This is a genomic window from Lentzea sp. DG1S-22, from assembly GCF_036321065.1.
In the GTDB taxonomy this organism is placed as follows: domain Bacteria; phylum Actinomycetota; class Actinomycetes; order Mycobacteriales; family Pseudonocardiaceae; genus Lentzea; species Lentzea jiangxiensis.
The window spans coordinates 1037211-1052306 of record NZ_CP143276.1; the positions used below are offsets into that span (position 1 = coordinate 1037211).

General features: G+C 69.8%; 5 protein-coding genes. All 5 read right to left on the reverse strand.

Annotated features, from left to right (window positions below; genetic code table 11):
- Positions 1-46: 46 nt before the first annotated feature.
- From V1227_RS04795 to V1227_RS04815, 5 genes are read right to left on the reverse strand one after another with little or no spacing between them, the layout of a single operon-like run.
- Positions 47-9247, reverse strand: coding sequence for a non-ribosomal peptide synthetase (locus tag V1227_RS04795; protein ID WP_329793961.1), 9201 nt, complete (start codon positions 9245-9247; stop codon positions 47-49).
- Between the two features lie 42 nt (positions 9248-9289).
- Positions 9290-9931, reverse strand: a complete 642-nt coding sequence (locus V1227_RS04800; protein ID WP_329793962.1) for a class I SAM-dependent methyltransferase — start codon at positions 9929-9931, stop codon at positions 9290-9292.
- A 5-nt stretch (positions 9932-9936) separates the two neighbouring features.
- Entirely contained in the window at positions 9937-11931 is a 1995-nt protein-coding gene (locus V1227_RS04805) for an amino acid adenylation domain-containing protein (protein ID WP_329791240.1), read from the reverse strand.
- Positions 11932-11962: 31 nt separating this feature from the next.
- Positions 11963-13039 (reverse strand): ornithine cyclodeaminase family protein, encoded by a 1077-nt coding sequence (locus V1227_RS04810; RefSeq protein ID WP_329791241.1) that lies wholly within the window; start codon positions 13037-13039, stop codon positions 11963-11965.
- A gap of 21 nt (positions 13040-13060) precedes the next feature.
- The gene (locus V1227_RS04815; RefSeq protein WP_329791242.1) at positions 13061-15004 is read right to left on the reverse strand and encodes an AMP-binding protein; all 1944 of its coding nucleotides are present in this window, start codon (positions 15002-15004) and stop codon (positions 13061-13063) included.
- Positions 15005-15096 lie beyond the last annotated feature (92 nt).

Consider the following 15096-nt stretch of genomic DNA (forward strand, 5'->3'; position numbering starts at 1 on the left):
AAACGGGCGGGCTCCTCGGACCTGAGGAGCCCGCCCGTTTCGGCGTTCATCGGCCGTCGGCGCCCAACGTGCGGCGCAAGCGCGGGATGGCCGTCGGTGCCGCGTCCGCGGAAACCTCGGGCAGGTGGCGGGCGAGGTCGGCGAGGGTCGGGTGGTCGAAGATCACGCGCAACGGCAGTGGCGTCCCGGTGCGCGCGGTCAGCCTGCTGACCACGCGGCTCGCCAGCAGCGAGTGGCCGCCGAGCGCGAAGAAGTTGTCGTTCGCACCGACCCCGTTGTGCTCCAACAGGTCTTCCCAGATCTCCGCCACCAGCTTCTCGGCCGTGGTGGTCGGCGGGCGGTTGTCCGCAGCGGTGCTGGGCATCGGCGCCGGCAACGCGCTGCGGTCGATCTTGCCGTTGGGAGTTCTGGGCAGGTGCTCGAGGTGGACCACGTGGTCGGGGACGAGGTGGTGCGGGAGTGTGGCTCGAAGCCAGCTGAGGATGTCGCCTGTCTCGACCGGGCGGTCGGTGGTGACGTAAGCGGTGATCTGGTCGTTGGTGGTGACGGTGACGTCGGTGACGTGGGCGTGCCGCCGGAGCGTGGCTTCGATTTCGCCGGGTTCGATGCGGTGGCCGCGGATCTTGGTTTGGTTGTCGGTGCGGCCGTGGTAGTCGAGTTGTCCGTCGGTGCGCCAGCGTGCGAGGTCGCCGGTGCGGTAGAGGCGTTGGCCGGGGCCGGGGAGGTAGCGGTCGGCGGTGAGGTGTGGTTGGTCGTGGTAGCCGCGGGTGATGCCGTGTCCGGCGAGGTAGAGCTCGCCGATCGCGCCCAGGGGGAGTGGCCGCAGCGCCGAGTCGAGGATGTGTGCGGTGGTCCCGGGGAGCGGAACGCCGATGGGGGTCCGTTGGTCGAGCGGGTCGGTGATGGCGTGGGTGCTGTAGGTGGTGTCTTCGCTGGGTCCGTAGAGGTTGTGCAGGGTCTTGATGGTGGGGTGCTGGTGCAGTCGTGCCACGAGGGTGGGTGGTAGTGGTTCGCCCGCGAGGTTCATCGTGTGTGCGTTGGGCGGGATGGAGTTCGTGGCCAGCAGTTCTTGTGCGATGGAGGGGACGGTGTTGATGAGGGTGATGTGCCGGTAGCGCTGTGGGTCGTGGATGAGGTCGAGCGCGTTGTTGGGGGTCAGGGTGACGGTGGCGCCGGCGATGAGCGGTGTGAAGATCTCGTAGATCGACAGGTCGAAGCAGATCGAGGTCGAGGCGAGGGTGTGGGCCAGTTCGGCGGGGCTGAAGGTCTGCACCGCCCAGGTGAGCATGGCGGCGGTTTGGCGGTGCTCGATCATGACGCCCTTGGGGCGGCCGGTGGAACCGGACGTGTAGATGGTGTAGGCGAGGTTGTCGGGCGAGGCCTGGTTCGCCGGTCGTGACGTGGGGCCGTCGAATGAATCCGGTGCGATGACGGTGCCGGTGGTGTGCACGTCGTTCGCCGCGACCAGGACGTGGGCGTTGGAGTCGTCGACGATGTGGTTGATGCGTTCGGCGGGGTAGGCCGGGTCGATGGGAACGTAGCTGCCGCCGGCTTTGAGAACGCCGAGGATAGTGACGATGAGATCGGTGGTGCGCGGCAGGCAGACACCGACACGGGTCTCCGGGCCCACTCCCAGACCCCGCAGGTGGTGAGCGACGCGGTTGGCGCGCTCGTCGAGCTCCCGGTAGGTGAGTTCGGCATCCGCGGCGATCAGGGCCAGCGCATCGGGCGTGCGATCCACCTGCTGCTCGACCAGTTCGTGCACGCACAGCTCGGGAACCGTGATCGCCGCGCCGGTCGACAGTTCGGCCAGCCGTGCCCGTTCCGCGTCGGTGCGCACATCGAGGTCCGGCAGCGCGGTATCCGGCTCGGTGGCCATCAAACGAACGACCAGTGCGACGCGGTCGGCGATGAGGCGGGCAGTCGGTTCCTCGAACAGGTCTGTGTTGAACACCAGCCGGCCGGTGATCGAGTCAGGCCGTTCGTCCACCTCCAGAACCAGGTCGAACTGGGAGGTCCGGCGAGGCAGCGTCACCGGGCGCAGTTCGCTGTGCGCCAACCGGTACTCGGGCGGTGTCCCGTTGACGGCAAGCATCGCCTGGAACAGAGGACTGCGGCTCTGGTCGCGTTCCGGCCGCAGTTCCTGCACCAGATGCGCGAACGAGACGTGCTCGCGGCGCAGAACGTCCACAACAGATTCCGCGACACCCCGCAGCGCCTCTGCGAGCGTGCCCTCGGACGGCAGGCGCAGGTGAAGCGGGATCGTGTCGGCGAGGAAGCCGATGACCCCGGTGGACTCCGGGTGCTCCCGCGCGGCGTTCGGCGTGCCGATGACGACGCTCTGCTGCCCGGCGAGCCTGCCCAGCACGATGGCGAAAGCCGTGGCGAGGACGGAGAACGTCGTCGTTCCCCAGGTCCGTGCCACTTCGTGCACGACCTCGGTGTCGAGAGGTGCGGCGATGGCGGTGCCGTTGTAGGTCTGGTGCGCCGGCCTCGGGTGGTCCGTGGGGACGTCGAGGGTCGGCGCTGCGGCCAGGTGGTCCCGCCAGAACGCGAGGTTCTCCTGAGCAACGCTGTCCGCGAACTGGGCGACATCGGTGAACTGCGCGCGTCCGGGCGGCGGGACCGGTGCGTCGCCGTCGGCGGCGAGGGCGGTGTAATGCTCGGAGATCTCGCGCAGCAGCACGTCGAGCGACCAGCCGTCGGAGATCACGTGGTGCATCGACAACAGCAGGATGTGGCGGTCGTGGGCTGCGTGCACGACGGTCACCCGGAACAGCGGGCCTTGGGCGAGGTCGAACGGCTCGTCCGCGAACCGCGCCGCCACCTCCTGCCAGTCGGCCGTGTCGACTTCGGCGAAGGGTACGACGGGGTCCGGCGAGATCACCTGCACGATCTCCTCGCCGACCTCGCGCACGGAAGTGCGCAGGCTCTCGTGCCGGAAGGCGGCCCTGCGCAGGGACTCCCGCAACAGCGCAACGTCGAGCGGTCCGCTGATCTCGGCCGCGCCGGTGATCTGGTAGGCAAGACCTGCTTGCGGGTCCAGTCGGCACAGCAGCCAGAGCCTGCGTTGTCCGGAGGATGCGGGCAGGACCACGGAGCCGTCGGCTGCGGCGCGCCTCGGTGTGAGCGGCAGGGCTTCCGGTCGGCCGTTCTCAGGCAGTGCGCGGGCGAGATCGGCGAGCGTGGGGTGGTCGAGGAGGAGCCGCAGCGGTACGTCTGCTTGGAGCTCGGCGGAGAGCCGGTGGGTGACCCTGGTCGCGAGCAGCGAGTGTCCGCCGAGGGCGAAGAAGTTGTCCTCGGTGGTGACGGTCTCCAGTTCGAGCAGTTCGCACCAGACCCGCGCGACGAGCTTCTCCGCGGCGGTGCGCGGCGCGTGTCCCGCGGCCACCTGGTCGAGGCCCGGTTCCGGCAACGCGTTGCGGTCGATCTTCCCGTTGGGTGTGCGGGGCAGCCGGTCCAGGGTGACGAACGTGCCGGGGACGAGATGTTCCGGAAGCCGGGTGCGCAGCCACGTGGTGATCTCCTCCGTGGCCGTGGATTCGCTGGTGGTGATGTAGGCGACGAGCTGGTCACGACGGGTGGTGACGGTGACGTCGGTGATGCGGGGGTGGCGGCGCAGCGTGGTCTCGATTTCGCCGGGTTCGATGCGGTGGCCGCGGATCTTGGTTTGGTTGTCGGTGCGGCCGTGGTAGTCGAGTTGTCCGTCGGTGCGCCAGCGCGCCAGGTCGCCGGTGCGGTACAGCCGTTGCGACGGCTGATCGGGATCCGGCAGGTAACGCGCGGCCGTGAGTTCCGGTTGGTCGTGGTAGCCGCGGGTGATGCCGTGTCCGGCGAGGTAGAGCTCGCCGATCGCGCCCAGGGGGAGCGGGCGCAGTCGAGAGTCGAGGACGTGTGCGGTGGTCCCGGGGAGCGGAACGCCGATGGGGGTCCGGCGATCTTGAGGCTTGGTGATGGCGTGGGTGCTGTAGGTGGTGTCTTCGCTGGGGCCGTAGAGGTTGTGCAGGGCCTTGATGGTGGGGTGCTGGTGCAGTCGCGCCACCAGGTCGGGGGAGAGCGGTTCACCCGCGAGGTTGAGCGTGTGGGCCTTCGGCGGGAACGAATCGGTGGCCAGCAGTTCTTGTGCCACGGAGGGCACGGTGTTGATGAGCGTGATGTGCCGGTAGCGCTGCGGGTCGTGAACCAGGTCGAGCGCGTTGTTCGGGGCAAGCGTCATCGTGGCCCCGACGATGAGCGGTGTGAAGATTTCGTAGATCGACAGGTCGAAGCAGATCGAGGTCGACGCGAGCGTCTGGCCGAGCTGGTCGCGGGTGAACGCCTCGGACGCCCACGTGAGCATGGCGGCGGTTTGGCGGTGCTCGATCATGACGCCTTTGGGGCGGCCGGTGGAGCCCGAGGTGTAGATGGTGTAGGCGAGGTTGTCGGGCGAGGCCTGGTTCGCCGGTCGTGATGTGGGGCCGTCGAACGAGTCCGGTGCGATGACGGTGCCGGTGGTGTGCACGTCGTTCGCCGCGACCAGGACGTGGGCGTTGGAGTCGTCGACGATGTGGTTGATGCGTTCGGCGGGGTAGGCCGGGTCGATGGGAACGTAGCTGCCGCCGGCTTTGAGAACGCCGAGGATAGTGACGATGAGATCGGTGGTGCGCGGCAGGCAGACACCGACACGGGTCTCCGGGCCCACTCCCAGACCCCGCAGGTGGTGAGCGACGCGGTTGGCGCGCTCGTCGAGCTCCCGGTAGGTGAGTTCGGCATCCGCGGCGATCAGGGCCAGCGCATCGGGCGTGCGATCCACCTGCTGCTCGACCAGTTCGTGCACGCACAGCTCGGGAACCGTGATCGGCGCGCCGGTCGACAGTTCGGCCAGCCGTGCCCGTTCCGCGTCGGTGCGCACGTCCAGATCCGCGACGACGTCATCCGGCGCAGTGGTCATCCGGTGCACGACAAGGGCGATGCGGTCGGCGATGAGGCGCGCGGTCGGCTCCTCGAACAGGTCCGTGTTGTAGGTTAGGCTCCCGCCGATGTGGTCGGTCCGCTGCTCGAGGTGCAGCGACAGGTCGAACTGCGTGCCCGACGGCGGCAGGTCGCAGCGCTCGAACTCGAGACCCGGGATGTCGAGGTGCCGCGGTGGCTCCGCGTCGAGCGCGAGCATGACCTGGAACAGCGGCGCCCTGGACTGGTCGCGTTCCGGGCGCACGCGCTGTACGAGACGCTCGAACGGCACGTCGTGGCTGTGTGCTTCACCGAGCGCGTGATGTGTGTCGGCCAGTGCCTCGGCTAGGGTTCGCCGGCCTCCGGTCGCAAGCCGCAGCGGAAGGCTGTTCGCCAGGAATCCCACGACGCCCCGGGTATCCGGGTGCGAACGCCGCGCGGTGGTGATGCCGATCGTGACGTCGTCCTGACCGCTGGCCTTGCCGAGCACGATCGCCAGCGCCGTGGCGAGCACGGCGAACGGCGTGGTGCCGGTGGACCGGGCGAGCTGTTCGACCGGGCTCACCGGCAGCGACAACGGCAAAGCGGCTCCGCGATGGCTTTGGTGCGCCGGCCGGGGCTTGTCGGTCGGCAGGTCCAGCGCGGTGGCGCCGCTGAGCTTCTCGTCCCAGTAGGCGAGGTCGTCCTCGTCGTCGGCGGTGGCCTGCTCCCACGCCGCCACGTCGCCGTACTGGACCTCGGCCGGCGGCAGCGGTTCGCGACCCGCGGCCAGAGCGGTGTAGCACTCGGCGATCTCGCGCAGCAGCAGGTTCACCGACCAGCCGTCGGCGATGGCGTGGTGCAAGGACACCAGCAGCACGTGCTCGCGTTCACCGCGACGCACCACCCGCGCCCGGAACAGCGGTCCACGGTCGAGGTCGGTGGTGCTCCGCGCCCACTCTGCCACCACGGCGTCCACTGTGGACTCCGTGCTCGTCGGCTGCTCCTCCCACGACGGGTGCACAACCTGGACGAGTTCGCCGTCCACGAGCCGCAGAGTCGTGCGCAGAGCCTCGTGCCGTAGAGCCACCGCGCGCAGTGCGCCTCGCAGCGCCTCCTCGTCCAGCTCGCCGACGATCCGGGCTGCCCCGGTGATGTGGTACGCGAGATTGGCGTCCGGATCCAGTCCGCACAGGAACCACAGCCGCTGCTGACCGGTCGACGCCGGCACGGTCACCGTTCCGTCCTCGTGCTCGGCCCGTGGCGCCCGCGGGATCGGGGCGATGCCGTCCTGCCGGGGGAGGTGACGGGCGAGCTCGCCGAGGGTGGGGTGGTCGAACACGAGCCGCAGGGGTACGTCCGTCCCGAGCTCCGCCGCCAGTTGGTGGACCAAGCGGGTGGCCAGCAGCGAGTGTCCACCGAGGGTGAAGAAGTTGTCCTCGGTGCCGACCTGCTCCTGCTCCAGCAGGTCGCGCCAGATCCGTGCGACGAGCACTTCGTCGGGGGTGGTGGGCGGTGTCTTCCGCCCGCCGGAGGTCGGTCGCGGCAGCGCGTTGCGGTCGATCTTGCCGTTGGGGGTGCGGGGGAGCCGGTCGAGCTGAACGACGTGGTGCGGGACGAGGTGCTCGGGTAGGCGGGTGCGGAGCCAGGCCGTGACGTCGGCGGCCGACGTGGCGCGATCGGCGGTGATGTAGGCGACCAGCTGGGGGTGGTCGCCCTGGTGGTGAAGGGCGACGGCGGTGTCGGTGACACCGGGGTGCTGGTGCAGGGTGGTCTCGATTTCGCCGGGTTCGATGCGGTGGCCGCGGATCTTGGTTTGGTTGTCGGTGCGGCCGTGGTAGTCGAGTTGTCCGTCGGTGCGCCAGCGTGCGAGGTCGCCGGTGCGGTAGAGCCGTTGTGACGGCAGGTGGGGGTCGGGGAGGTAGCGGTCGGCGGTGAGGTGTGGTTGGTCGTGGTAGCCGCGGGTGATGCCGTGTCCGGCGAGGTAGAGCTCGCCGATCGCGCCCAGGGGGAGTGGCCGCAGCGCCGAGTCGAGGATGTGTGCGGTGGTCCCGGGGAGCGGAACGCCGATGGGGGTCCGGCGATCTTGAGGCTTGGTGATGGCGTGGGTGCTGTAGGTGGTGTCTTCGCTGGGTCCGTAGAGGTTGTGCAGGGTCTTGATGGTGGGGTGCTGGTGCAGTCGTGCCACGAGGGTGGGTGGTAGTGGTTCGCCCGCGAGGTTCATCGTGTGTGCGTTGGGCGGGATGGAGTTCGTGGCCAGCAGTTCTTGTGCGATGGAGGGGACGGTGTTGATGAGGGTGATGTGCCGGTAGCGCTGTGGGTCGTGGATGAGGTCGAGCGCGTTGTTGGGGGTCAGGGTGACGGTGGCGCCGGCGATGAGCGGTGTGAAGATCTCGTAGATCGACAGGTCGAAGCAGATCGAGGTCGAGGCGAGGGTGTGGGCCAGTTCGGCGGGGCTGAAGGTCTGCACCGCCCAGGTGAGCATGGCGGCGGTTTGGCGGTGCTCGATCATGACGCCCTTGGGGCGGCCGGTGGAACCGGACGTGTAGATGGTGTAGGCGAGGTTGTCGGGCGAGGCCTGGTTCGCCGGTCGTGACGTGGGGCCGTCGAATGAATCCGGTGCGATGACGGTGCCGGTGGTGTGCACGTCGTTCGCCGCGACCAGGACGTGGGCGTTGGAGTCGCTGACGATGTGGCTGACGCGCTCTGCCGGGTAAGCGGGGTCGATGGGCACGTAGCTGCCCCCGGCCTTGAGCACGCCCAAGATCACTGTGATGAGGTCGCCGGTGCGCGGCAGGCAGACACCGACACGGGTCTCCGGGCCCACTCCCAAGCCCCGCAGGTGGTGAGCGACGCGGTTGGCGCGCTCGTCGAGCTCCCGGTAGGTGAGTTCGGCATCCGCGGCGATCAGGGCCAGCGCATCGGGCGTGCGATCCACCTGCTGCTCGACCAGTTCATGCACGCACACGTCCGGCATCGCGATCGGCGCACCGGTGGACAGAGCGGCCAGCCGCGCCCGCTCCGCCGCCGTGCGCACATCCAGATCCGCCAGAGCGGTGTCCGGCTCACGGGTCAGGAGTTCGAGCGCCAACGCGAACCTGTCGGCCATCAGCCGAGCAGTCGCCTTGTCGTACAGATCGCTGTCGTAGCCGAGGAAACCGGCCACGCCGTCCTCGCGCAGCCACAGGTACAGCTCCCAGTCGTGCTGCACCGATGCGGGCGCCCGCACCAACGGCTCCAGCGGTGACCCGCCGAAGGTGAACGCGGGCATCTCGTCCTGCAACACGCACAGCACGCGGAACGGCGGTGCGCCACCGGTCTCGGCCTGGCCCGCCACGGCTTCGAACGGTGTGTGCGCGTGCCGATACGCCCCCAGACAGGTGTCGCGCACCGCCCTCAGAAGGTCCCGCCCTGTGCCGAGCCCCGCCGAATCAGTCCGCAGCACCAACATGTTGACCAACGGGCCGAGAGCCATGGGCGCACGCTGACGCTCGCGGGTCCTCGCAGGTGACCCGACAGCCACGTCGGACCGGCCCGACACCGCCGACACGACCAGGTGCAGCGCCGAGAGCAGCACCATGAACGGAGTGGCACCCTCCTGCGCAGCCAGGTTCCTGATCCGTTTCACCGCGTCCGGTCCGAGCGACACCGGTACCGCCGCCGACGCGAACCGAGGCCGCCCGGCACGAGGCCGGTCCGTCGGCACCTCGGCGGCCGCGTGGCCTCGCAGCCGATCCCGCCAGTACCGCAGGTCGTCCTCCGTGGTGGGCACGGCCGGCGGCGGCAACGGCTGGGCCGGCGGAAGCACGCCCCCGCCGTAGAGGACCGACAACTCGTGCAGGAAGACACCGAGCGACCAGCCGTCGGCGATGATGTGATGGGCGACGAGCTGCAGAACCGACTCCCGCTCGTCCACCCGCCACACCGTCACCCGCCACAGCGGAGCGGTCGTCAGATCCATCGGACGAGCCGCCCGCTCCTCGGCCTGGGCGAGCGCCGCGTCCCTGCGCTGCTCCGCCGGCAGTGAGGTCAGGTCCACGACCTCCAGCGGCACGGGCACCGAGTCCTCGGCGATTCTGCGCACGGGTTCGGTGGCGCTGAAACAACTGCGCAGCACCGAGTGCCGCTCCGCGAGCGTGGCCAGCGCCGCGCGCAGCAGCCGCTCGTCGAGCGGCCCGCGCACGGACCCGACGAACGACAGCACGTTGACCGCCGTGCCGGGATGGATCTGCTCGAACATGCGGATCCCCAACTGCGCGGGATGCACGTCGACCTCGGTCGTCGCGGTGGCGGCCCTGGCCCGCCACCTGGTGACCAGTTCCCGGCCGCTGTTGGCCATGTCGCCCACGGTGAAGCTCCTCGATCGCTCGGTTCGGTGGGGTCAGGCGGAGGTGGTCGACCTGCGCAGCTCGTAGCGACGCGCCCGGTAGGTCCCGTTGACCAAGGGGCGTTTGGCGAAAGCCGGTCCATCGACGTAGCGCACGATCTCGGCCACCGGCACCGCCGCACGCGAGGTGATCTCCCAGCCGGTGAAGGCCGACGCCACCTCGTCCTCGCTGACGTCCCAGCCCTTGGTGTTCTGCTGTTCGAAGGCGATGAGGATCATCAACGCCCCCGGCGCGGCCGCCGCCGTCACCTCGCGCACGTAGTCGGCGCGCAGCTCGACCGGCAACGCGTGGTAGCAGCCCGCGTCCACGACCAGCGAGTAGCCGCCGCCCACCCCGAGCTCGGACAGCTTGGTCACGTCTCCGTGCAGGAAGCGGACCGCCACCCGTGCGTCGGCGGCCCGGCGGCGAGCGCGGCGCACGGCATGCCCCACGAGCTCGACGCCGGTGACGTCCCACCCGTTGCGAGCGAGGTAGACGGAATTGCGCCCGGGACCGCACCCGAGGTCGAGTGCCCTGCCGGGAGGCAGCGCGCCGGGGCCCTCGACCAGCTGGACGAGCCGGTCGTCCGGCACGGTCGACGGGGAGATGTTGAACGGCAGCCGGTGCTGCACCTCGTAGGCGAGACGCAGCAGCATGTTCGTCACCTGTGTTCTCCTTGCTGGGTGTGGGAGGTGCCCAGGGCCGCAGCCAGCTCCTGGGGCGTGGGGTTGTCGAACACGGTCTGCATGGCCACCGGCACCGCGAACTCCGACCGCACGCGGTTGAGGAGCTTCACCGCCAGCAACGAGTTGCCGCCACGGGCGAAGAAGTCGTCGTCGGCCCCGTACTCGGTCTCACCGAGCAACTCGCCGAACAGCACGCACAGCGCGCGTTCGGACTCCGTCGCCGGGGCGCGTCCGGCAGAGGTCTCGTCCGGCTCCGGCAGAGCGGCGTGGTCGACCTTGCCGTTGACCGTGCGCGCCAACGACTCCACACGGACGAATCGCGCCGGCACGTGGTGCGAGGGCACGCGCTGCGAGAGGAACCGCCGCAACTCCTCCACCGCGACCTCGCCCACCACGTAGGCCACGAGCTCCGCACCGCGTGCGCCAGACCGCGCGAGCACCGCGGCCTGGGCGACACCGGGGTGCAGCAGCAGCGCCGCCTCCACCTCACCCGGCTCCACCCGGAAACCGCGGATCTTGACCTGGTCGTCGGACCGGCCGAGGAACTCCAACTGCCGCTGTTCGTTCCACCGCACCAGATCTCCGGTGCGGTACACGCGTCCGCCGGTCACACCTGTGGGGTCGGCCACGAACCGCGCCGCCGTCAGGCCCGGCCGGTTCCAGTAACCGCGGGCGACCTGGGCGCCACCGACGTACAGCTCACCGACCACACCGGGCGGCACGGGCAGCAGCCGCTCGTCCAGCACGTGCGCCTGCACCCCGGGGATGATCGGGCCCAGCGGTGCGACGGCGGGCCAGGCCTGGACGTCCTCGGGAGCCGTCCAGAACGTCACCACGTTGACCTCGGCCGGGCCGTAGACGTTGTGCAGGCGGAACCCGCTGCGCCGGCCGAACTCCCGGATGCAGCCGTCGACGTGCAACGCCTCCCCGCCCTGGAAGACGTCCCGCAACGACCGCAGATCACTGCCCCGGTCGACAGCCGCGGAGAACAAGGCATCGAGCACGGCCGTGGGTGCGTACAGCTCATGGATCTGCCGGCGGTCGATCCAGTCCACGAAGGAATGCAGGTCGCGCCGCAGTTCCTCGGTCGGCAGCACGAGGGTCTTGCCCAGCAACAAGGTGGACAGGATCTCCTCGACGGAGAAGTCGAACCCGATCGCCGTGAACTGGGCGGTCCTCGTGCCGACCGGCGCCGGCAGTGCCGCGCAGTGCCAGTCGAGGAGGTTGGCCAAGCCGCCCACCGTCATGCAGATCGCCTTCGGCGTACCGGTCGAGCCGGAGGTGAACACCACGTAGGCCGGACTCTCCAAGCGCACGGGCGCGATCCGGTCCGCATCGGTGATCGCGTGCTCCGCCGCCTCCACCACCGATCTCACGAAGTCGGGATCGTCGACCAGGACCTGCTGGCCTTCGAACGGGCCGAGGCGCTCGAACCGTTCGACGGTGGTGATCACGGCGTGCGGTGAGCAGGCGGCGAGCATGTCCCGCACGCGCGTGTCCGGGTACTCCGGGTCGACCGGCAGATAGGCCGCGCCCGCCTTGAACACCCCGAGCATGGCCACGATCAACTCCACGCCCCGCGGCAGCACGAAGGCCACCACGCTCTCCGGACCGATCGCGGCGGCGATCAGGCGATGAGCGAACCGGGTCGCCCGGCGGTCCAAGTCCTCGTAGGTCAGCTCGACGTCCTCGAACAGCAACGCGGTCGCACCGGGATCGCTGCGGACCCGTTGCTCGAACAGGGCCGCCACCGAACGCGGCGCCGCAGTGCCGCCCCGGTGGCTGAGCACACTGGGGCGCATATCAGTCCAGTAGCACTCGACGTGTTCCTCGCAGGCCTGTCGCGTCGCAGGGCCGAACGCGACGCGCCACCCCGCGGGCACGGCCAGTCCGTCAGGCCACAGGGAGTGCCTGCCCTCGTCGTCGACCAGAACCCAGAACTCGCTGTCGACACGGTCGAACGGATTCATCGCACCTTCCTCGCAGATGTCCGGCGCGGCCTCAGCGGCCTTCGGCGACCCGCGCGGCGGGCGCGGAGGAACCGACGTGCTGCGAGTAGGGGTCGAGAGGATCGGCGGGCTGGTACTCCAGGCTCACCCTCGAGCCCACACCGGCTTCGAGCGCCGCCTCGATGAACGTGTCGAGGGCCAGGTGGTCCTCCAGAGCAAACCCCGTCGAGTCGAAGACGGTCAGGGTCTCGCGCGCGTGCCGGTAGGCCGCCGGGTCATGGCACAGAACCGCGAGACCGGGGCCGATCTGATCGGACGTCAGCTGCTGGCACTCGCCCTCCATCAGTGCCTGCGCCGGGTGGTCCGGGATGACCAGCGCGCGTTCCAGCAGCGACTTGGGCAGCTCGGTCTTGCCGATCAGGTCTGAGCCGACGGCATTGAGGTGCAGATGGGGACGGCAGGCGCCGTCGGGCACGACCGGGCCCTCCCCGACGCCGACCGAAGTGGCGGTCGTGATGACGTCCGACTCGGCGAGGATGGTCTGCGGATCGGACTGGACCACGTCGATGCCCAGGAAGTCGGTCCGGCGGGCGAGGCTCGTGCTGTGCCCGGGATCGAGGTCCCACACCAGGGCACGGCGGATCGGCAGCACGAGGCTCAGCGCGTGCAGCTGCGTCACCGCCTGGGTGCCGGTGCCGATCAACCCCACCGTCGAGCTGTCCGGGTGCGCCAGGATGCGCGAGGCGACCGCCGATGCCGCACCGGTGCGCATCGCGGTCAGCACCACGCCGTCCGCCAGCGCGATCATCGTTCCGGTCTTGTCGTCGAAGCGGGCGACGGTGCCGGTGATCGTGGGGAGACCGAACTTGCGCGGGTTGGCCGGGCTGTAGGAGATCGTCTTGATGGTGATCGACTCACCGACGTCGTGGTGCGGCATCCACTCCGTGACGCCGGGCAACGGGTCCTGGCGCACGAAACCACCCCGCGGCGGTGACGGTTCCCGGCCCTCCGCGTGCGACCGCGCGAGCCCCTGGTGCAGCCGGCTGATGATCCGGCCCATCAGCTCGGTGCGGCCGACCCTCTCGATGACCGCGAGCACGTCAACTGGGGTGATCAGCAAGGTGTCCAACGAACTGGTGTCCTTTCCTCGTCACGGTCGCGAAGCTGGTCCGTCTGCGGAGAGCGCACCGATCCGGTCGACGACCTTGGCGCCCGTGATCCCCTCCTGGGCCCACACGGCCAGGAGGTGCGCAGTTAGCGCACGGGGCGATTGGGTGCTCAGCACGGCGTCGACCGGGACCGGCAGCGTCAGCGCCTCCTCGGTCACCGCCGCGATCTCGGCGGCCCGGATGGAGTCGCCGCCGATCGCGCTGAGCTGTTGTGTGGGCGGGCATTCGGGCACCTCGCACACCGCCGCGAACACCGAGGCGAGGAACTGTTCGACCGTGTCCGACTCCGCGACCGCGGAGGTGCCGGTCCGGCCGACGAGACGGCCGTTCAGCTCGCCCGCCACGTAACGGGTCCGCGTGAGGTTGCGCTGCACCTTGCCGCTGGTCGTGCGCGGGATTGCCCGCGGCGGGCACAGAACGACGGTGTCCACGCGGGCGCCCGTTGCCGCCAGGACACGCTCGCGGACCCGTGCCGCCACGGCTTCTGCGTCGACGTCGCGAGTGGCGGTCTCGACGACGAGCACGACCTCCTCGTGGTCGCCTTCGACCGAGAACGCCGCCGCGGTGGGCCGCAGCGCGGGCTCGTCGTCCACCGCGGCGGCCTCCAGGTCGTGTGCGTGGTGGTTGACGCCGTTCTGGATCACCACGTCCTTGCTCCTGCCGGTCACGAACAGGTGCCCGTCGCGCAGGTAGCCGAGGTCGCCCGTGCGCAGGTAGCGGTTCCCGTCCAGCTCGCCGAACAGTTCGTCCTCGGTCTGACCGGTGTCGTTCCAGTAGCCGCGGCTGATGCTCGGTCCGCGCAGCCAGAGCTCGCCCTCCTCGCCTTCCCGCACGCGGGTCGCGTCCGGTGACACCACTGCGAGTTCGTGGCCGGCGATGACCGGCCCGCAGTCCACCCGGTTGTGCGCGTCGACGCCGCTGGAGGGCGACCAGTGGTGCCCCGTCACGATCAGCGTTGCTTCCGCCAGGCCGTAGCACGGCAGGAAGGCCGACTCGCGGAAACCGTGGGCAGCGAACCGTTCGGCGAACGCCGTGAGCGTCCTGGGCCGGATCGGCTCCGCGCCGTTGAACGCGAGCCGCCAGCTGCTCAGGTCCACATCGGACAGATCGGCGGTACGGGCGCGGCGCACGCACAGGTCGTAGGCGAAGTTCGGTCCGCCGGTGTGCGTGGCGCGCAGCTCGCTCACCTGCCGCAACCAGTCCAGGGGGTTGCGCAGGAAGTGCACCGGCGACATCAGGCGCACCGGAAAACGGCCGTGCACGGGGGTGAGGATGAAGCCGATGAGGCCCATGTCGTGATATGGAGGCAGCCAGGACACCACGTTGGTGTCGTCGTCGAGGGTGAACACCTCACTGATCGCTCGCACGTTGGCAATCAGGTTGCCGTGCTCCAGCACGACACCCTTGGGCTGGTTCGTGCTGCCGGAGGTGTACTGCACCAGCGCGACATCACCGGGCGCGGGCAGAGCGAGGTCATCGGTGATCTCGGGGCCGTCGAGCGGCACCACCGGCGGCAGCGGTGGGAGGTCGGGGAACGCCTTCAGCACGCCGAGCACGACGGGGTCCGCCATCAGCACCGTCGCCCGCGAATCGGCCAGGACGCGCGCGAACCGCCGCGTGATCCGGTCCGCCGGACCGAACAGCGGGGGATAGGCGGGCACTGCGGGAACGCCGGCGAGGAAACAGGCCCAGACCGCGACCACGAAATCCAGGCCCGGCGGGTACAGCAGCAGCGCCGGACCACCGCCGGTGTTCTCGGCACGCAGCCGGTGCGCGGCCGTGCGGGCCCGCGCGAACAATTCCCGGTACGTGATCTCCTCCACGCGGCCGTCGTCGTGCAGGTACTCGTACGCTCGCTGGTCTCCGTGATCTGCCACGTGGTCGAGCAGAACGTGCACCAGCGTGCTTCGGCCGGCCAAGGGCATGTGCGGACTCCTCGCTGCTCGCGTCGCGCGGGTTCGGCTTGCTTTCGCGCGGTCCCTGAATAGCGCATGGCGATTTACGCCGGGCTGCCCAC